General features: G+C 40.8%; 18 protein-coding genes. 8 read left to right on the top strand and 10 right to left on the bottom strand.

Translation table 11 applies throughout. From position 1 onward, the window contains the following. Positions 1 to 142: 142 nt before the first annotated feature. Both N6A79_RS02320 and ftsE read right to left on the bottom strand, forming a co-directional pair. A complete protein-coding gene (locus tag N6A79_RS02320) occupies positions 143 to 1,138 on the bottom strand; it encodes a cell division protein FtsX (protein WP_268546822.1) in 996 nt (331 codons plus the stop codon). Further along, complete coding sequence (ftsE, locus tag N6A79_RS02315) at positions 1,131 to 1,790, bottom strand: cell division ATP-binding protein FtsE (RefSeq protein WP_182418725.1); 660 nt, start codon at positions 1,788 to 1,790, stop codon at positions 1,131 to 1,133. The genes N6A79_RS02320 and ftsE overlap by 8 nt, the downstream gene beginning before the upstream one ends. A 449-nt stretch (positions 1,791 to 2,239) precedes the next feature. On the opposite strand from ftsE, the gene hpt reads away from it, so the two are divergent. Then, a complete protein-coding gene (hpt, locus tag N6A79_RS02310) occupies positions 2,240 to 2,776 on the top strand; it encodes a hypoxanthine phosphoribosyltransferase (protein ID WP_262079743.1) in 537 nt (178 codons plus the stop codon). A 53-nt stretch (positions 2,777 to 2,829) separates the two neighbouring features. On the opposite strand, the gene N6A79_RS02305 is transcribed toward hpt, so the two are convergent. Together N6A79_RS02305 and N6A79_RS02300 are read right to left on the bottom strand one after the other, a co-directional pair. Next, complete coding sequence (locus N6A79_RS02305) at positions 2,830 to 3,318, bottom strand: hypothetical protein (RefSeq protein WP_268546820.1); 489 nt, start codon at positions 3,316 to 3,318, stop codon at positions 2,830 to 2,832. Beyond that, entirely contained in the window at positions 3,311 to 3,856 is a 546-nt protein-coding gene (locus N6A79_RS02300) for a DUF6210 family protein (protein WP_268546819.1), read from the bottom strand. The genes N6A79_RS02305 and N6A79_RS02300 overlap by 8 nt, the downstream gene beginning before the upstream one ends. Before the next feature lie 176 nt (positions 3,857 to 4,032). Between N6A79_RS02300 and N6A79_RS02295 the strand changes: the two genes are divergently transcribed. The 3 genes from N6A79_RS02295 to N6A79_RS02285 all read left to right on the top strand — a co-directional run bounded on the left by N6A79_RS02295 (position 4,033) and on the right by N6A79_RS02285 (position 7,156). Beyond that, positions 4,033 to 5,154 (top strand): ATP-dependent DNA helicase, encoded by a 1,122-nt coding sequence (locus N6A79_RS02295; RefSeq protein ID WP_182418721.1) that lies wholly within the window; start codon positions 4,033 to 4,035, stop codon positions 5,152 to 5,154. A gap of 249 nt (positions 5,155 to 5,403) precedes the next feature. Beyond that, positions 5,404 to 6,684, top strand: a complete 1,281-nt coding sequence (purD, locus tag N6A79_RS02290; protein WP_268546818.1) for a phosphoribosylamine--glycine ligase — start codon at positions 5,404 to 5,406, stop codon at positions 6,682 to 6,684. Positions 6,685 to 6,742: 58 nt separating this feature from the next. Next, positions 6,743 to 7,156, top strand: a complete 414-nt coding sequence (locus tag N6A79_RS02285; protein ID WP_268546817.1) for a hypothetical protein — start codon at positions 6,743 to 6,745, stop codon at positions 7,154 to 7,156. 206 nt (positions 7,157 to 7,362) lie between these two features. Here N6A79_RS02285 and N6A79_RS02280 read toward each other — a convergent pair whose 3' ends face one another. From N6A79_RS02280 to N6A79_RS02265, 4 genes are all read right to left on the bottom strand, one after another. After that, positions 7,363 to 10,359 (bottom strand): autotransporter family protein, encoded by a 2,997-nt coding sequence (locus tag N6A79_RS02280; protein WP_268546816.1) that lies wholly within the window; start codon positions 10,357 to 10,359, stop codon positions 7,363 to 7,365. Positions 10,360 to 10,585: 226 nt separating this feature from the next. Next, complete coding sequence (locus N6A79_RS02275; RefSeq protein WP_268546815.1) at positions 10,586 to 11,530, bottom strand: 2-hydroxyacid dehydrogenase; 945 nt, start codon at positions 11,528 to 11,530, stop codon at positions 10,586 to 10,588. A 30-nt stretch (positions 11,531 to 11,560) separates the two neighbouring features. Beyond that, positions 11,561 to 12,202: a LysE family translocator gene (locus N6A79_RS02270; RefSeq protein ID WP_182419604.1), complete on the bottom strand. Its 642-nt coding sequence runs from the start codon at positions 12,200 to 12,202 to the stop codon at positions 11,561 to 11,563. A 278-nt stretch (positions 12,203 to 12,480) separates the two neighbouring features. Continuing rightward, the gene (locus N6A79_RS02265) at positions 12,481 to 13,485 is read right to left on the bottom strand and encodes an adenosine kinase (protein ID WP_182418717.1); all 1,005 of its coding nucleotides are present in this window, start codon (positions 13,483 to 13,485) and stop codon (positions 12,481 to 12,483) included. 312 nt (positions 13,486 to 13,797) lie between these two features. Between N6A79_RS02265 and N6A79_RS02260 the strand changes: the two genes are divergently transcribed. From N6A79_RS02260 to trpA, 4 genes are all read left to right on the top strand, one after another. Continuing rightward, positions 13,798 to 14,538 (top strand): sulfate transporter family protein, encoded by a 741-nt coding sequence (locus N6A79_RS02260; protein ID WP_182418716.1) that lies wholly within the window; start codon positions 13,798 to 13,800, stop codon positions 14,536 to 14,538. A gap of 63 nt (positions 14,539 to 14,601) precedes the next feature. Then, the gene (locus N6A79_RS02255; RefSeq protein ID WP_182418715.1) at positions 14,602 to 15,261 is read left to right on the top strand and encodes a phosphoribosylanthranilate isomerase; all 660 of its coding nucleotides are present in this window, start codon (positions 14,602 to 14,604) and stop codon (positions 15,259 to 15,261) included. Positions 15,262 to 15,466: 205 nt separating this feature from the next. Next, the gene (trpB, locus tag N6A79_RS02250) at positions 15,467 to 16,633 is read left to right on the top strand and encodes a tryptophan synthase subunit beta (RefSeq protein WP_246708185.1); all 1,167 of its coding nucleotides are present in this window, start codon (positions 15,467 to 15,469) and stop codon (positions 16,631 to 16,633) included. Positions 16,634 to 16,654: 21 nt separating this feature from the next. Further along, positions 16,655 to 17,464: a tryptophan synthase subunit alpha gene (trpA, locus tag N6A79_RS02245; protein WP_268546814.1), complete on the top strand. Its 810-nt coding sequence runs from the start codon at positions 16,655 to 16,657 to the stop codon at positions 17,462 to 17,464. 61 nt (positions 17,465 to 17,525) lie between these two features. Here trpA and N6A79_RS02240 read toward each other — a convergent pair whose 3' ends face one another. Then, positions 17,526 to 17,897, bottom strand: a complete 372-nt coding sequence (locus N6A79_RS02240) for a helix-turn-helix domain-containing protein (RefSeq protein WP_182418713.1) — start codon at positions 17,895 to 17,897, stop codon at positions 17,526 to 17,528. A gap of 17 nt (positions 17,898 to 17,914) precedes the next feature. Further along, on the bottom strand, positions 17,915 to 18,529 hold the full coding sequence (locus tag N6A79_RS02235; protein ID WP_268546813.1) for a Smr/MutS family protein: 615 nt from the start codon (positions 18,527 to 18,529) through the stop codon (positions 17,915 to 17,917). Positions 18,530 to 18,552: the final 23 nt, after the last annotated feature.

The following is an 18,552-nucleotide window of genomic DNA, read 5'->3' as shown; positions in this document are numbered from 1 at the left end:
TCTAGTTGGATCAGATCGGCGCCCTAATGCATTGTTTACATCGCGTTTTTTGTCCGAAAACCGCTTCACACTTTTCAAAAAACGCTCTAAAAAGTCCTTATCAGTCAGAAAATGATAAGGACTTATACTTTAGAATGAATTGTTACGCATTTATAGCAAAAAAGCCTGTTTCCTTGCTGTCAATTTCGCGCAATTGGCGAATGACCGTAATACGGCTAGTAAACATGGTCAAAAATGCCACAAAGAAAATAAGTAAAAACGTCTCAACAATGCTTAACCAGCCGATAGAATAGGTACCAAGCAACATGGTAAATTCCATAGCTTGCGGGGATTGACTATTATAAGATGACCAAAAAGAAAAAGCAAAAAATAGCGACAAAGCCGCCAAAGCACCAATAGTCGCCCCTTTTAAACCGGTTTTGAAAAAATACCAGTCAAATTGTCTCGCCACAAATCCAGCTTCGGCTCCAATAAAGTGCAAGACTTCAATAATATGGTTATTGTTAGAAAGTGTACTACGTGTTGCAAAAACAATGGTTAAAATCAATGCAACAAGCACCAGTATAAAGACACCAAGCCCAACTGCCACAAAGCTATTGGCAACGCTAGATAATTGATCGACCCACATGCGATGATCATCAAAATAGGCATTAGGCACATTTTGCTTAACCAGCTCACGCAAACTAAAAGTATCGGGAGCTGTACCTTGATCAAAGGTCACAATAATCAAGCGCGGAATTGGCAACTCACTGACATTAATACCACTACCAAGCCAGGGTTCAAGCAGGCTTTGCGTTTCCTCCCGGTCAAGAACGCGCGCTTCTTTAACCCCCGGAAAGTCAGTAACCAGCCGCACAGCATTTTTAAGCGCGTCTTCCATGTTGACATTATCGCCCGGCATAATTTGAATTGTTGCTTCACGCGATATATCCGATTGCCAGCTTTTTGCATAAGAGTTGATAAGATTAACACCGCCAAGGGAAAGGCTTGCTAAAAATGTCATAATGGTGAGCACTACAGCCAAAGCAAAACCACGAATGTCACCTTCAGGAACAATCGGGGTAAGACCATTGGATTTTTTTCCCAAAAACCGGCCAATTGGACGCTTGGGTGATTTTTGCTGCACAGCATCAGTCATAAATTTTCAACTTTCCCTCTTCCAAAATCATCCGGCGTGCATCAACTTGGTCCATCAGTGGTAAATCATGGGTGGCAATAACAACCGCAGTGCCAAGCCTATTCAACTCAATAAATAAGCGCAATAAACGCCGTGCCATTGGCGGATCAACATTACCGGTCGGCTCATCGGCTAAAAGCACTTCAGGCTGATCAATCAAGGCACGAGCAATAGCTGCACGCTGTTTTTCACCGCCAGACAATACAGGGGGCAAAACATTCATGCGCTCGCCAAGGCCAACCCAATGCAATAATTCTTCTACCTCGGCGCGGTAGGTGTGTTCTTCACGGCCCCGCACGCGCAAGGGCAGCGACACATTTTCATAAGTGGTTAAATGATCAAGAAGCCTAAAATCTTGAAAAACAATGCCAATGCGCTTGCGCAATTGCGGCATTTCATTACGCGCGAGCAAGGATGTATCCTTATCAAAAACGGTGATAAGCCCACGCGTTGGCTTTAATGCCAAAAACATCAAACGCAAAAGCGTGGTTTTGCCAGCACCTGATGCACCAGTTAAAAATTGAAATGAGCCTGATGGTATATTGAAGCTGACATCTTTTAAAATTTCAGCCCCCATACCATAGCGCAAACCTACATTATCAAAGCGAATCACGTAATACTTACCCTGTTTTTTCTGCTTGCAGCTTTTAAAAGCCTTTTACCCATGAGTAAAATTAATTATTTCATTAAGATTGATATTCATGAACTCAAACAACCAATTTAGGATTAGCCCCCTAACCTTGTCGCAAATATTATTAATCGGTTTTAACCTAAGACATATGAAACTATGGCTGATGATTTTTAGCTTAACCCTAATTAAATATTTCTATAAGGCAATTTTGAGGTGATTAGTCGGCATTTACAATCTTTTGCATTAAGGCCAGCGCTAAAAACAACTTTTATCATCTACTTAGTTTTCAAGCCTAGCTAAAACTAAAAAAAAATGGTTGCAAGCTTGGGAAAAAGTTTTTTTTAACGAATTCCTTTGCGCCAATCCTCAATAGCTTATAAATAGAGCCCATTCCCCATTGATTCTTAATTCCTAGCAAAAAGAAAAAGTTAATGCCCCATATAGACGGTCGACAAATTGATGTTCTTTTTTCAGAAGAACAAATCGCAGAGCGCAATAATCTTATTGCCGCCGAAATTGCAGCTTCAAATCCTAGCCGTCTTTTGGTTTTGCCCATTTTAAAAGGTTCTTTTGTTTTTGCTGCCGATTTGATCCGTGCTTTGCATAAGACTGGCATCGTTTCATCGGTTGAATTTATCACGGTATCAAGCTATGGCGAAAGCAAGACCCCCGGTAATATCCGCCTTGTCCATGATATTGATAGTGATATTGCTGGCCGCGATGTTTTGCTGATTGATGATATTCTTGAATCAGGTAACACTTTGCAATTTGTGCAAAATTTGGTGAGTGAACGCGGTGCCAAATCAAGCCGCATTGCCGTTCTTCTTGACAAGCATACACGCCGCCAAGCAGATATTTCTGCCGATTATGTTGGTTTTGAATGCCCTGATGAATTTGTGGTTGGCTACGGCATGGACGTTGCCCATTCATACCGCCAATTGCCATTTGTTGGCGTTGTAAAAGAATAAATATAGATTGGTAAAAATAGAAATTAAAAAGCGCTTTAGCTGCCTAACATTTGCTAAAGCGCTTTTTTATGTTTGGTATATTGTTTTTTGCCCCAAGCTAAAAGCCGCCATAAGCCAAGGGCAAAAATATAAATTGCTGTAAAGCTTAGGAAAAGCCAACAAAACCCACCAACCAAGTCCGCCGTATCAATACGACTTTCAACCCTCATCATATTTATCGTGCAAATATTTTGATTGTTCATAACAACATGGTTAAATACCGCAATGCTGCGCGGTAAAACGGCAATAAAATAGCAACTTGGTAACAGCAAACTTATCCAAAAGTTTAAATAGCTTTTGCTTTTAAGATTTAGTGCAATGAGAACCGCCCAAATAATCACCGAAAAGACAATGCCTTGAAAACTATCCGACATTGCTTGATTGCATGTATCAGCGATAAGCGATAGCTCGGCATTTATAACCACAATACAGGCAAGAATAAAGCAAATGATATGCAGTATCAGCTTAAACGCCTTGTTAGGTGGATTATTAGCCTTATCCATTGCGCCCCATTTCCTCTTTTCGCCTCTTTGCCTTAAGTATAATTTCTTGTGATTTTTTTACCATTTCCTCATAGATTTGGTAATCTGGCCGCTCAACAAATGGATCATTGAAAGACCATGTTAAAACAGCTTTGAGCGGCAATTGCTGCTGTGGCACGGTGAACATATCTTGAAATCCGGCTTTAATATTAACATAAAGCCATTGATTATAAGATTTATCGAGCTCACCCTCATCTAATTCAATTAGCTCTGCAAGTTGAAATTCTTCAAAAAGGTTACTCAAGTTTTGACGCAATTGCGGATTGTGATGTAAATAGCATTGGTCACTATGTTGATAATAGTGGTTTTGAAATAAAGAAATTATAGCATGGCAAAATTCTTTATTTTTATAAATTGGAAAAGGTAGCAAAAACCCTTGCGCCTCTTCTTCATCGTGTAATTCACCGCCGGTTTGGGTGTGATAGATCATGCCATTATCGTTTAGAATAATAAGATAGCTATCACGAGCCTCCCAAATCGTTGTGAATAATTTTTCCATAGCGCGCCCTTTTCCACCTTAGATTAACCAATAACTATTCCTAACAAGCATTATAGATGTTTTACTATAATGATCCTCTTGTGTTTTAAATATGTTATTCTTTACTGAATAAAAATCGCGTGTACAAAGATAGTTCAAGCTTGCGCTTTTTACTCGAATCCTGTTTTGTTCTTTTCATGAAGTTTTCACCTGAACAAGAAAAAGCATTGGACGAAGTGGCTCGCTGGTTAAAAGCGGGGCGGTCTCCTATTTTTAGGCTTTTTGGCTATGCCGGTACGGGTAAAACCACCCTTGCTCGCTATTTTGCTGAAACAATTGATGGCACGGTGCAATTTGCCGCTTTTACTGGCAAAGCCGCGCAAGTTTTGCGCTCCAAAGGCGCAAGCAATGCTCGCACGCTGCATTCGCTTATCTATCGGCCACGCGGCGAAGAAGCGGTTGAAGACGAAATTACTGGTAAAACCTCAATTGCGCCGATGTTTTCGGTTAACCGCCAAAGTCCCGTTAGCCAAGCCGCTTTAATCGTTGTTGATGAATGTTCAATGGTAGACGAGCAATTGGGCCGCGATTTGATGAGTTTTGGCACACCGATTTTGGTGCTAGGTGACCCCGGGCAATTGCCACCTATTTCCGGTGGCGGCTTTTTTACCGAAGCAGAGCCTGATTTTTTATTAACTGAAATTCACCGTCAAGCCAAAGACAATCCAATTATTCGCCTTGCGCTTGATGTGCGCGAGGGGCGCGATATTGCTTATGGTGATTATGGCAAAGCACGGATCATCACCCGTAACGATGTTAATCAAGAACTGGTTTTAGCGGCAGATCAAGTATTGGTTGGCACCAATCGGACAAGAAAGCGCTATAATCAACGTTTGCGGGAGTTAAAAGGCTTTGACGCTGTTTATCCGCAAGCTGGCGATAAACTCGTATGCTTGCGCAATGACCCTGTAAAAGGCTTGCTTAATGGCTCGCTTTGGAAAGTGTTTCAATCCTCTAAAGAAACAGTAAAGCCGGGTATTAATCTTTTGATAAACCCAGAAGATGATGATCGCGGCATGGCAAAAATCAAATTATTAAAAGCGCAATTTGAAGATCCCGATGCGGAAATTGCTTGGAACTTGAAAAAACGCTATGATGATTTTGATTATGGCTACGCCTTAACCACCCATAAAGCGCAAGGCTCACAATGGGATAAGGTGGTATTGTTTGACGAAAGCTATGCCTTTCGTGAAACAAGAGAGCGTTGGCTTTATACCGCAATAACCCGTGCCGCCGAAGAATTGGTGATTGTTCGGTAATTGGTTATTATATGATAGGTTATACGCGAAAAGTCTTTTGCCAAGCTTTGCTATTCTAACTTACAAAAATTATCTGTCATAGGGCATATAAGAATTGCCCCCTCCCCCAAAAGGTGAGCCTGTTTTTGCAAGAAGCATGCTTTATGTGTTTAACATAATTTTTTGATGTTATTTGCTTGCCGCATCCATGTTAGATGATTTAAAGATTAAAGTTCAATGATGACTTTTAACAGGGAATGGGGCTGTGGCATGAAAATTCTTCTTATTGGTTCTGGTGGGCGCGAGCATGCTTTGGCATGGAAAATGACACGTTCCCCCCTATTAGAAAAATTATGGTGCGCCCCCGGCAATCCTGGGACTGCAAACATTGCTGAAAATATCAGCCTTGATATTAGCGATCACCAAGCGGTTATTGCTTTTTGTAAAGATAATGGCGTTGACCTTGTTATGGTTGGCCCAGAAGCGCCGCTTGTCGCCGGCATTTGCGATGATTTGATCGCTGCTAATATTAAAGTTGTTGGCCCAACCAAGCAAGCGGCACAACTTGAGGGCTCAAAAGGCTTCACCAAGGATATTTGCAGCCGCTTTGATATTCCAACCGCTAGCTATGGCCGCTTTAACAATGCAGATAGCGCCAAAGCCTATATTCACCAACAAGGTGCGCCAATCGTGGTTAAAGCCGATGGCTTAGCCGCCGGCAAAGGCGTATTTGTTGCTATGACCTTGGAAGACGCATTAAATGCCATTGATGCTTGCTTTGATGGTGCTTTTGGCGAAGCGGGCGCTGAAGTTGTGGTAGAAGAATTTTTACAAGGCGAAGAGGCAAGCTTTTTTTGCCTTTGCGATGGCAAAAACGCTATTCCCTTTGGCACGGCCCAAGACCATAAGCGCGTAGGTAATGGTGATACTGGGCCTAATACGGGCGGCATGGGTGCCTATTCGCCGGCATCAATCATGAGTGATGAACTTATTGCCCAAACCATGCGCGAAATTATTGAACCAACAATGCGCGGCATGGTTGCCATTGATGCGCCATTTACCGGTATTTTATATGCAGGCTTAATGCTAACCGACCATGGTCCAAAATTGATTGAGTATAATGTGCGCTTTGGTGATCCTGAATGTCAGGTATTAATGATGCTGTTGCAAGATGATCTTATCCCACTGCTTGAGAAGGCAGCAACCGGCAACCTGTCAGGCGTTACACCAAAATGGGCAAATGAGGCGGCACTCACCGTTGTTTTAGCTGCCGAAGGCTATCCCGATCATCCACTTAAAGGCACGATTATTGAAGGCGTTGAAGAAGCAGCCAAAGAAAAGGATGTTGTTATCTTCCATGCTGGAACCGCGTTAAAGGATGGGAAATTAATTGCCAATGGTGGACGGGTTTTAAATGTTACCGCTAAGGGCGCAACCGTGTTAGAAGCCCAGCAAAAAGCCTATACCGCCATTGATAAGATCAATTGGCCACAAGGTTTTTGCCGCCAAGATATTGGCTATAAGGAAATTGCCCGCCATCAAAATTTGTGATGGCGTTCATAAGTTGTAATATGCTCAAATCAATTCTGTATTTTGAAAGAGGTATCTCATGAAGCTTAGTTTTGAAATAGGAAAGCTATATAATAGGCGTGAAGATATACATAAGAATTATGGCGGGCAGCAACAAAGTGGCATTATCACTCCTCAAAAGCATCCGTTGATTTTCTTAATAACAAGTACAAATGGGAAGAAGCACGGCTACCACGATTATTGGGAAAATGAAATTTTTCATTATTATGGCGAAGGTCAAACCGGTGACATGACCCTTACCAGAGGCAATAAAGCCATTGCCGAACATGAAAAGAATAAAAAAACTTTGCTTCTGTTTAAAACAGAGGGCGAAAATCTAATCTTTGAAGGTAAGTTCACCTATGTTAATCATCGAACCGAATTTAAAAGTGACGACATTAATAAAGATGGGCGCAATGTCATTATATTTGCATTAAAATCGGTTGAAATGTAACCAATTATCAAATTTAAAAAGCTTTATCATCAAAAAGCACGATCAAATTTCCTTTTTTGATAAAATTTACCATGAATTACAACTAGTAATTGCACCCCAATAAATAACAAAACTCATAGCTTTGCCATTACAGCCATAGCATAAATAGTGTTTAAAAATAAAAAGGCAGCCAATTGGCTGCTTTTTTTTGATGAAAGAAACGACACTTAAAAGCGGGCTTTAAAACCAACTGTACCATTAAAACTATAACTATCGCTAAAATTTGTAAAACTGGTACGCGCATCAATTTCACTATAGATGGTAAAGGCATCATCTTTCCAATTATAGGAAATACCTGTACCAAGACCACCCCAGAAACGATCTGAACGATTACGGAAATTAACACCGGTCAAATTAATATTGGTACCATTTAAGAAATCATAATAAAGATTGCCAATACCATAAGCCTTTAAACGGCGTAAATCACCCTCTGATGTTTTCCAACTTACTTCACGATCAAATTGCATGCCCAAACGACCCGTTAATGCATTACCATCTTTTGCATTGACATGGCCGCCATAATTATCATTGAAACTATTAAAATCGACATCATTATAGCTTAACTGAACTTGTGGGGTCATTGCCCATTCTTGATTAAGAGCAATTTTCTTACCTGCCTCAATGCTAAGAGCATAACCACGACCGCGATTGCCATCAACAACGCGCTTACCAAATCCATTTTCTAGCCAATTGGAACGGATATCACTATCATAGAACATCACTTGGCCTACACCATCAACATATAGCCCATTGGCGCCATACCAAGTTAGAGTACCACCAAAGCCATAACCATCTGTAGTTATTTCACCATTACCATAGCGTGAATCAATGTCAGCTTTTGCATGACCATATTGGAAATAAACACCACCAATAAATTTACCATGAGCAGTTTCTTGGGCAATAAAATCCAACCCTAATAATGTTTTTACCAAATCGATATCATATGAAGAATTGGTTTTACTAATATCAGATTTAATGTGACCTGTACCACCATCAACCTTCATCCAAAAGCCACGACCATCCGCTTGATCCATTGTATTGGCTTGTAAATCTTTTGAAGTGTTGAGCCAAGTGCGGTTACCAACGCGCTGTTCTAGCGTTCCAACCTTATTCAACTGCTGAAGAATTTGCGGATAGGCTTCATATAAGGGCGCAGTGGCTGAATAAACTGGCTTTACTGGCTTTACTGGTTTTACTGGTTTGTCTTCAGTATCATCATCATCTTTTGTACTAAGCGAACGCAAATACCAATTGCCATCAAAATTACCCGCAGCATCGCTTGCATAAAGTGAATAGGCATAAGCACCTGCAATAATTGCTGAGCGTCCCTCAAACGAATAATCAGATTTTAAAGTAAATGCATCGGCAGAAGATGTACCATCAACTTTAATGATATTTATACCATTTCCAGTTGTTAGTGCGCCAATACCATTGCGATTAAGGATATTAACCCAAGTACTACCCGTTGCATCGCCTAAAATATGCAATTGATCGGTTGAAGAATTGCTATCACCCAATACGGTATTAATAAAAATTTGACCATTATTGGCAGCATAATTACCATCAATTTTTAGTGTCTTATAAGTATTATCATAAGAGAATGAAATTATGCCATCATTCGTAACATTAGACTTTAAGCTGACATTACCATTAATGTATAAAGTGCCTAGATTTTTAAACGCATCTTGTTCGCTAGACAATGTTTCCCAACTTGTCGTGTCATACAGTTTTAAAGATGAATTGGCTTCAACGGCAATTTTTCCAACACTAACTACAGTTAAATCCTGCGCGTCATAATTTGCGGTTTGTGTACCCTTACCAATAGAAAATAATGCATCTTCATCACCAATTACATTACCCTTGATAATGCTTTTATCGCCAAGAGCGTAAAGAGATGCAGAGCTTAAATTCACTTCACCTAAAAGAGAACCATAATTTAAGACTTGACCATTTGCCGAAACAGAAATAGACGCGCCGCCACCTTGGATAACGCCACCTTCAAAATTCTTAATAATAGCATTTTGGAAAGAGGATTCGACACCGACATTAACACCATTAATATTGCCACTATTTTCGATAACAACACTACCCGTACTGCCAGTAAGCTCTATACCAACAACACCGCTTATATCTTTATAATTATTGATACTTACAGTATTTTGATTGCCATTTGTATTATTGACCATAATACCCAATGATTGACGCGCATATATAGTACCATAATTATTGATGACATTGCTTTGTGCAATTGGATTAATATTATTAAGAATAATGGCTTGGGAGTTTTCTACATCCTTGCTACCAATAGTCCCATAATTATTAATGACTCCAATCGTACCCCTATTTTGAATAATGGCACTTTGGCCTGTTTCAATGGTGCCATAATTATTAATTTGGCCAATATCATTATAAGTCAATACACCATATTGACTGGATTTAAGCTGGCCATGATTATCAATGGAACCGATATACCCAGTACCACCATTGGTAAAGATAGCGGCATTGTACCAAGTTGTATGATCGCCGCGCGCTTCGATAATATTATTGTTTATTATCTTATCAATCGCTGCTGGACCATCCAACTGAATACCTGCATTATAGCCAGAAATAACGCCAGAATTAGTCAAAGTGTTGATTTTAGCCGTGGTAATAATAGCCGCGTCAACACCTGATATAACGCCATCATTGGTTATACTATCAATAGCACCAATAGACAAAATAGCTGTCGTGTTATCTGATGAAATAACGCCGCTTTGCGTGTTATGTATTGAACCAATCGTGCCTTGATTAAACAACCCTAAGCCCAAAGACGATTTTAGCGTGCCTGAATTGACAAAACTCGTAATAACACCCCTGTTTTGAATACCTGCATCTTCCCAAAAACGATCTGCATTTTGTATGGCAGAAATCATTCCAGCATTGGTAATGCTAACTGTATTGTTTGCATTAACAAGTATTCCACGGTTTACCCCCAAAACCTGACCGGTTATTGTATTTTCAAAGGTAAAACCGTTATAATTATTATCAAGTGTTAATGCTGTATCTGGCGAACTAATAATGGTGTCATTGACCATTTGTGAATAAGAAAAACTTGTGTTTAAACAACATAAAAAAGTGCTGCAAAAAATAATTTTTTTCCATGAAAAAAGTTTATGTCTATACATTATAGGGAATCCCGCTAAACTTGCTAAAAAATTTTCCCTTAAATAACATTGACTTGTTAGCAATTCAATTGATAAGCTTCAATTTATATATGTAAATTCATATTTGCTTATTTTAGTGACTCTTTTAACACAACTAAATAATTAGCCGACTAATAATTTTCTTTAAATAATAGTTTTTGTGTGGATAATGCTCTATCTAAAGTTTAGATAAATTTTTTAATCAGCATTAATAGCCCAATTGGCGATTGACAAATGGCGGTAAATCACCGGTTTTTTGCCAAGTGGCAATATTGTGTGCAACAATTTTTGCCGCAGTTTCCTTAGGCGTTTGCGCGGCAATATGGGGCAATATGGTAATCGCTGGATTATGCCAATAGGGGCATGTTGGCGGCAATGGCTCAACATTAAAGACATCAAGAATAGCATGTCCAAGTTGCCCTTGTTCAATAGATTTTAGCATGGCTTGCGCTTCAACAACTGGCCCACGGGCAAAGTTAATTAAAGCTGCACCTTTTTTCATTTGAGAAAACCGCTTGTCATTCATCAAGCCAGTGGTTTCATTGGTTAGGGGGACGAGTAAAACAACAATATCACTTGTCTGCAACAATGTCGTTAAACCGTCATCACCTGTTAGGCTTTCAAGATTATCTATAGCTTTTGGGCTACGGCTCCAACCAATGACATTAAAACCGGCATGCTGTAAAAATTTTGCTGACGCTTGCCCAAGCAGCCCCAAGCCAACAATGCCAACAGTCATATTATGAGGTGGGCGATATTCACGCGGTTGCCATTGTTTTGCCATTTGGCTGATCCGATAGGCCGGCATATCACGTTGAATATAATAGCTCCAAGCAAGCACAGCTTCAGCCATGGTGCGGGTTAATTCAGGATCAATAAGGCGGATAATTGGCGCGCAATTTAGTGGAAGCTCACTAACCAATCTTTCAACCCCGGCCCATAAACTATGGATAAGTTGTAAATTAGGCAGCAAAGCAAGCTCGCTAGGGTCGGGATTAGCAACAATTGCCACCGAGCAATCATGCTTTTGCATATCGCTCATTGCTGATATTGCCATAATTTTTTGACCATTAAATGCCTTATTTAATGCGTCCAACCAATTTTGTGTTTCCTCACCATTATAACGAGAAACAAATGCAATAACCTTATTCATAAATCCTCCCATTTATTTTATCGACATGCTTTATTTTGCTTGAATGGCCAATAATTTTACTGCAAAGCCCATGAACATTGCTCCCATCACCCAATTCAAACCACGAATAAATTGCGGGTTTTCCTTTAATAGCTTAGCAACGCGGTCAGCTGCAATAATGATTGCGGCAACAAAAGGCATGGAAACGGGAATGAAAGATAGCCCCAAAAAAACCAATTTACCCGCAGCATGAGGATCTGTCACCGACACAAATTGCGGTAAAAAGGTCATATTAAATAAAATAACCTTAGGATTTAACAAATTGGACATCAAGCCAGCCAAATAATTCTTTTTGAAAGAAAATGTTTTGGTCTTTTCCATATCAAGCTTAAAAGTTGACCGGTTGCGAAATAATTGAATAGCCAACCAAACAAGATAAGCAGCACCAAGCCATTTTAAGATAAAAAACGCTGTTGGCGAGGCAATAATGAGCGCAGAAAGCCCAATAGACACGGCAATAACATGGATAAAAATGCCACTATAAGCGCCAAGCAAGCAAGCAAAGCCAGCTTTTGCCCCATCAAGGATAGAGCGTGAAATAAGCAATGTAAGATCAGGGCCGGGAACAAGTGTCAAGATAATCGAATAAAGCGCAAATTTTAAAAAAATTGACCATTCTGGCAAAAATGTCATCATGTTTGCTACACCTTTTTGGAGCGTATTTCGATCTGATTGGTTCAGATTGGCGCTCTAATGCATTGTTTACACCGCGTTTTTTGTCCGAAAACCGCTTCACACTTTTCTAAAAAACGCTCTAATCACATTGATAAAATTTCTAGCAAAAAGACAACAACAAATCTATGGAAATAATCGTGATGAATTTTGCTGTTAATTAATCAAAAATGATAAAGGCACCCCAAAAATGAAGAGGTGCCCTGATTATATAGTATGATCAATTTTTCAAAATTGCTTTAGCGTTTTTCAATCAAGCCTTCTTGAATAGCTGCATCACACAAAGAATATTGTACGCGCGCACCAACTTGCTGAATAACAAGACCGGCAGCAAGCGAACCAAGACGCGCTGCATCTTCAAGGCTCAAACCGTTGGTATAACCATAAAGGAAGCCTGCCGCATAAAGATCACCAGCGCCAGTTGTATCAACAACCTTTTCAACCGCTATCGGCGAAATAGTAAAGGTTTCATCACGTTGAACAATAACCGAACCCTTATCACCGCGCGTCACACAAGCAATATGCTTGCAATCGGTGCGGATAGCGCGAATAGCTGTATCAAATGAGGTTGTATCATAAAGCGCTAGAATTTCTGCTTCATTAGCAAAAACAATATCAACCATGCCAGAGCGGATCATTTCTAAAAATTCATCACGATAGCGCTCAACACAAAATGAATCCGACAGAGTAATAGCAACTTCATTCATATTTTCATGGGCAATACGTGCAGCAAGGCGCATTGCTTCCTTGGCGCGTGGGGGATCCCACAAATAACCCTCAAAATAAGTAACTTTGGCTTCAGCAACCTTGGAAATTTCAATATCTTCTGGGCCAAACTCAATACATGCGCCAAGATAAGTATTCATCGACCGCTCGCCATCGGGCGTATTAAAAATCATACATCTTGCGGTTGGCGCACCATTTTCTAAGGGGCGCGTATCATAAGAAACACCTTGGCCGCGCATATCATGGGCAAAGACTTGCCCTAAATGATCGCTTGCAACCTTGCCCATAAAGGCAGCTTTACCACCAAGGCTGGCAACACTTGCCGCCGTATTGGCAGCACTACCGCCTGAAGACTCTATGGCTTGCCCCATACGGCTATATAAAAGCTCCGCACGGCCGCTATCAATCAAATTCATCGCATTTTTTACAATGCCGTTTTGAATAAGAAAATCATCAGAACAACGGGCAATAACATCAACAATGGCATTGCCAATAGTTAAAACATCGAATTTCGGCATGGATTAAAAGCTCCATAAGTTCAAAACAAGAACACAATTATACATTTAAATGGATAAAAGACTTAAACTCTTGAACAGTTAGATTTATATAAAGGATAAATAGATTTACCCATAGGATTTGGTTAAAACGGACATTGAACGCCAATGCACAAGAAATTTTAAAAAAGCATATCAGAACCAAAAATATCGGGCAATCCACTTTTAAAATTGGCAAGGCTTTACGATATATGATTATTAATGCTTTAAAACAATAAATGCCAGTACAAAAATGAAACCTCGTTTCGCCTTTTTCAGTTTTAAGTCAGGAAAAAAATGATTTTCAACGCTGCCTTTTGGGCTCTACAACGTTTATGGTCGCCGCAATTTAGAACAATTTTCTGGAAGTCCCTTGGCTATACAATTGGTCTTTTGATTTTTCTATGGTTTTTCTTACGCCAAATATTTATTCAATCGGTTTTTCCTTGGCTAGCACCCTATTTTTCTGGCATGCCTGATTGGCTTGGCTGGCTTGGCATTGTGTGGATTATTACTTTTAGCTTTGGGCTTGCAGCTATTCTTGCCTTATTGGTGGGGCCAATTACCGCACTTATCGGTGGGCTTTTTATTGATGATGTGGCTGAAATTATTGAAAAGCAAGATTACCCACAAGATAAAGTCGGAACTGCAATGCCGCTTGGTCGCTCGATGATTATCGCGGCGCGCTTTCTTTGCCTTTCCATCATCGGCAATATTATTGCGCTTTTATTATTATTGGTACCGGGGGTTAATCTCATAGGCTTTTTTGTCATTAACGGCTATCTTTTAGGGCGAGAATATTTTGAATTTGCCGCAAGCCGCTTACGTGCTGAAAAAGGTGGTCATGAATTTTACTTACAAAACCGATGGAACGTTTTTTGTGCAGGTTTGGTGATTGCCTTGTTTTTATCCATTCCGATACTCAATTTATTGACACCGCTATTTGCAGCAGCCATGATGACCTATTTGCACAAATCACTTTCTGGCAGTAAAAGAGAACCAAAACAGAAAGATCAATACGATTCTAGGCCGATATGAAGTTATGATCGGTTTTTAAAAAAATAAAGAATTCACTTGGATCACCAAAATGGGAAAACCAAAATGGCACTTGATATAAAGATTTGTGGATTAAAGACAAATGAGGCGGTAGAAGCGGCCATTGCCAATGGTGCAAGCCATATTGGCTTTATCTTTTTTCCCAAAAGTCCACGCAATATTTCATTTTTGCAAGCAGCCGCGCTTTGTGAAACAGTCGCAAAGCGCGCCAAAACCGTTGCCGTAACGGTTGATGCTGATAATCTTTTTCTTGATGACCTTGTCCATATTGTAAAGCCCGATATGCTGCAATTACATGGCCATGAAACGCCGCGCCGCGTTGCTGAAATTAAAAAGCGCTATAATCTACCCGTGATGAAAGCAATTTCAGTCCATACCGCGCCAGATTTACAAAACGCTATTCCCTACAGGGAAGTTAGCGACCGCATTTTATTTGATGCCAAAGCCCCACAAGGTTCTAATCTTCCGGGGGGAAATGGCGTGTCTTTTGATTGGCAATTATTAAATAATTTTGATAGCGACATGGATTACATGCTTTCTGGTGGTTTGCGCATTGAAAATATCCATGATGCATTAACAACGATTAGCCCAAGTGGCATTGATGTCTCATCAGGCGTTGAGAGTGAACCAGGCGTTAAAGATCTTGCCCTTATGAACGGTTTTTTTAACGCGGTACAAAATGCTTTAATCGCCCAGCAAAAATAACGATGCAATGCTTTGCACGGCACCACCAATTTAAAATGTTTTGCCTAAATTGGTTTTTTATGACTATAAGCAGTATTTAATAAAATTCGACAGTTGAATGAAGATGGCAATAATGGAGAATGATGTGACAAAGCTGGTTGATGGGGCGCAAGATGATCGCGCAATTGACTTAAATTCGTATCGGACAGGTCCTGATGAAGATGGCATGTTTGGTATTTTTGGCGGTCGATTTGTTGCTGAAACTTTGATGCCACTTATATTGGAGCTTCAAGATGCTTATGATGAAGCAAAAAATGATCCAGCCTTTAAAGCCGAGCTGTCCAATCTTTTAACCCATTATGCCGGCCGTCCATCAAAGCTCTATTATGCCGATCGTCTTTCAGAACATCTTGGCGGCGCAAAAATCTATTTAAAGCGTGAAGACCTTAATCACACCGGCAGCCATAAAATCAATAATTGTTTGGGCCAAGTGCTTTTAGCAAAGCGCATGGGCAAAAAACGCATTATTGCTGAAACGGGTGCCGGTCAACACGGGGTTGCTACTGCAACCGTTGCCGCGCGCTTTGGCTTTCCTTGTGTTGTTTATATGGGTGCAACCGATGTTGAGCGGCAAAAGCCCAATGTGTTTCGCATGAACCTGCTTGGCGCTGAAGTAAAGCCAGTATCGGCTGGTAATGGCACTTTAAAAGACGCGATGAATGAAGCTTTGCGCGATTGGGTTAGCAATGTTGATGATACTTATTATCTCATTGGTACTGCCGCTGGTCCGCACCCCTACCCTGAAATGGTACGCGATTTCCAAACCACCATTGGTGATGAAGCGCGCGCACAAATTTTAGAACGTGAAGGCCGCCTGCCTGATATGATTATTGCCGCCGTTGGTGGTGGCTCTAACGCTATTGGGCTTTTCCATTCCTTCCTTGATGATAAAAGTGTTGAAATTATTGGCGTTGAAGCAGGTGGTCACGGCCTTGATAGCGATGAGCATTGCGCATCAATGAGTGCTGGAAGCCCCGGCGTTCTTCACGGCAACCGCACCTATCTTTTGCAGAACAGTGATGGGCAAATTCTTGAAGGCCATTCAGTTTCTGCAGGTCTTGATTATCCAGGTGTTGGCCCTGAACATTCATGGCTTAAAGACACGAAGCGGGTTAGTTATGTGCCTATTCTTGACAATGAAGCTTTGGACGCATTTCAACTATTAACCCGTACTGAAGGTATTATTCCAGCGCTTGAATCTTCACATGCCTTGGCAGAGGCAGTAAAACGCGCACCTAAAATGGGCAAAGATCAAATTATCATCGTCAATCTTTCGGGGCGTGGTGATAAGGATGTGCATACGGTCGGCAATTTGCTCGGCATGGCAATGTAACGCTTTTTAAGGATTTTAACTATGACGCGTATTGATGATAAATTTGCGGCCTTAAAAGCTGAAGGTCGCAGTGCTCTTGCCACTTATATTATGGCTGGCGATCCTAATTATGATGAATCCTTAAAGATTATGTTAGATCTGCCAAAATCTGGTGCTGATATTATTGAGCTTGGCATGCCTTTTTCAGACCCAATGGCCGATGGCCCAACCATTCAGCTTGCCGGCCAAAGGGCACTAAAAAATGGCCAAACTCTTGCAAAAACCTTGCAGATGATCAAGGATTTTCGCATCCATGATAATGTTACGCCAATTTTAATGATGGGCTACTATAATCCAATCTATATTTATGGTGTCGATCGCTTTTTGAAAGATGCCAAAGAAGCAGGACTTGATGGCTTATTGGTGGTGGATCTCCCCCCTGAAATGGATAATGAGCTTTGTTTGCCTGCCTTAAAAGCTGGCATTAATTTCATTCGTCTTGCAACCCCAACAACTGATGATAAGCGCTTACCAAAGGTTTTACAAAATACTTCTGGCTTTGTTTATTATGTGTCAATGACCGGTATTACCGGCCAAGCCTTGCCGCAAATTGAGCAAATTGGCGATGCTGTTGCACGCATTAAGCAGCATACAGATTTACCAGTCGTGGTTGGCTTTGGGATTAAAACCGCAGAACAAGCTGCCAATATTGCGAAGCTTGCCGATGGCGTTGTGGTGGGCTCAGCCATTGTTAATGCGGTCGCACAAAGCCTTGATGATAATGGCGCGGTTAAAGCCGATATTGTTGCAGCAACAAGCCGTTTGGTCAAAGAGTTAGCAAGCGGTCTTTAAGAATTTAAAATTGTGAGGTGTTTAACTAATGCCTCACAATCTAACGATCTATCGGCTAATTTTAAGATAAATCGGCAAGTAAATCATCAAGACATTTTTGCATTAATAATAATTTGTCAGCATTATCAATTTTTGCCAAATCCTTAGCAAGGCGATTAGCAAAATGGGTAGCTTCTGCCGATAATCCCTTGGTATCAATAATAATACGCGGATGGGAAAAATCGGCTAATTTTAATACTTCATCCGCCTCATCCCAAATAATATTAAAATAAGCGATAATCCGCTGCACAAAAGCAAAAGGCGGCGCACCTTTGCGCCCATGTTCAAGGGCGGACAGATAGGCGGCTGAAACATCAAGCGCCTTAGCCATTTCCTTTTGGCTTACGCCCTTTTTGCGCCGTAAGCTTTGCATTTTCAAACCAAAAGGGGTCATTGATTACTGCCTGTTGATTATGCTGATAATTTGCGCAATTTTAGATAGATTGCACCATCGCCACCATGATGACGCGCCGCATCATTAATAGCACTAATATAGATGCGAAAAGCTGGGGTTGACAACCAATGGGGAACAAGTTGGCGCAAAATGCCATCACTTTGTAACGACTTACCCTTGCCGGTGATGATTAAAACGTGACGAAAGCCACGAAATTGTGCCGATTGTAAAAACCGCAAGAGCAGCGTGTGAGCTTCACTTTGCGTAAGACCATGCAAATCAATGCGGCCATCAATATCAAGCCTGCCTTTAGCGATTTTACGGTGGGTTTTGCGGTCAATCGGGTTGATTAATCCACCATCATTATTTCTACGGCTAGATTTTGGCGAATAATTATCTGCTTGCGCCCGTTTGGTTTGGTTTTTATCCAAAGGTGCACTATCACCGCTAGCCAGCATGGTTTTAAATTCAGCCGGATCGCTAACAGCTTGAGCAATAGCCGTACTCATGCGCAAGGGACGAATGGATTTTGCTACCGCATCCCACAAAGCTTTGTCTTCAGGGCGCAAAACATTAAAGCGGCTTTTGCCACTTGTATTTTTTTGTTGTTTCTTGCCAAAATCGCTTTGCATTTTAAAACCAATATTTCTAATTT

The organism is Bartonella sp. HY761 (assembly GCF_026743145.1).
Classification (GTDB): Bacteria; Pseudomonadota; Alphaproteobacteria; order Rhizobiales; family Rhizobiaceae; genus HY038.
The sequence above is the reverse complement of the archived record's forward strand: the minus strand, read 5'-3'. Positions and strand labels throughout refer to the sequence as shown.

Excerpts from the sequence above, each read along its gene's own strand:
- N6A79_RS02320 (WP_268546822.1), bottom strand. The coding sequence starts at position 1,138 with ATGACTGATGCTGTGCAGCAAAAATCACCCAAGCGTCCAATTGGCCGG.
- hpt (WP_262079743.1), top strand. The coding sequence starts at position 2,240 with ATGCCCCATATAGACGGTCGACAAATTGATGTTCTTTTTTCAGAAGAA.
- N6A79_RS02305 (WP_268546820.1), bottom strand. The coding sequence starts at position 3,318 with ATGGATAAGGCTAATAATCCACCTAACAAGGCGTTTAAGCTGATACTG.
- N6A79_RS02300 (WP_268546819.1), bottom strand. The coding sequence starts at position 3,856 with ATGGAAAAATTATTCACAACGATTTGGGAGGCTCGTGATAGCTATCTT.
- N6A79_RS02295 (WP_182418721.1), top strand. The coding sequence starts at position 4,033 with ATGAAGTTTTCACCTGAACAAGAAAAAGCATTGGACGAAGTGGCTCGC.
- purD (WP_268546818.1), top strand. The coding sequence starts at position 5,404 with ATGAAAATTCTTCTTATTGGTTCTGGTGGGCGCGAGCATGCTTTGGCA.
- N6A79_RS02285 (WP_268546817.1), top strand. The coding sequence starts at position 6,743 with ATGAAGCTTAGTTTTGAAATAGGAAAGCTATATAATAGGCGTGAAGAT.
- N6A79_RS02280 (WP_268546816.1), bottom strand. The coding sequence starts at position 10,359 with ATGTATAGACATAAACTTTTTTCATGGAAAAAAATTATTTTTTGCAGC.
- N6A79_RS02275 (WP_268546815.1), bottom strand. The coding sequence starts at position 11,530 with ATGAATAAGGTTATTGCATTTGTTTCTCGTTATAATGGTGAGGAAACA.
- N6A79_RS02270 (WP_182419604.1), bottom strand. The coding sequence starts at position 12,202 with ATGACATTTTTGCCAGAATGGTCAATTTTTTTAAAATTTGCGCTTTAT.
- N6A79_RS02265 (WP_182418717.1), bottom strand. The coding sequence starts at position 13,485 with ATGCCGAAATTCGATGTTTTAACTATTGGCAATGCCATTGTTGATGTT.
- N6A79_RS02260 (WP_182418716.1), top strand. The coding sequence starts at position 13,798 with ATGATTTTCAACGCTGCCTTTTGGGCTCTACAACGTTTATGGTCGCCG.
- N6A79_RS02255 (WP_182418715.1), top strand. The coding sequence starts at position 14,602 with ATGGCACTTGATATAAAGATTTGTGGATTAAAGACAAATGAGGCGGTA.
- trpB (WP_246708185.1), top strand. The coding sequence starts at position 15,467 with ATGTTTGGTATTTTTGGCGGTCGATTTGTTGCTGAAACTTTGATGCCA.
- trpA (WP_268546814.1), top strand. The coding sequence starts at position 16,655 with ATGACGCGTATTGATGATAAATTTGCGGCCTTAAAAGCTGAAGGTCGC.
- N6A79_RS02240 (WP_182418713.1), bottom strand. The coding sequence starts at position 17,897 with ATGACCCCTTTTGGTTTGAAAATGCAAAGCTTACGGCGCAAAAAGGGC.
- N6A79_RS02235 (WP_268546813.1), bottom strand. The coding sequence starts at position 18,529 with ATGCAAAGCGATTTTGGCAAGAAACAACAAAAAAATACAAGTGGCAAA.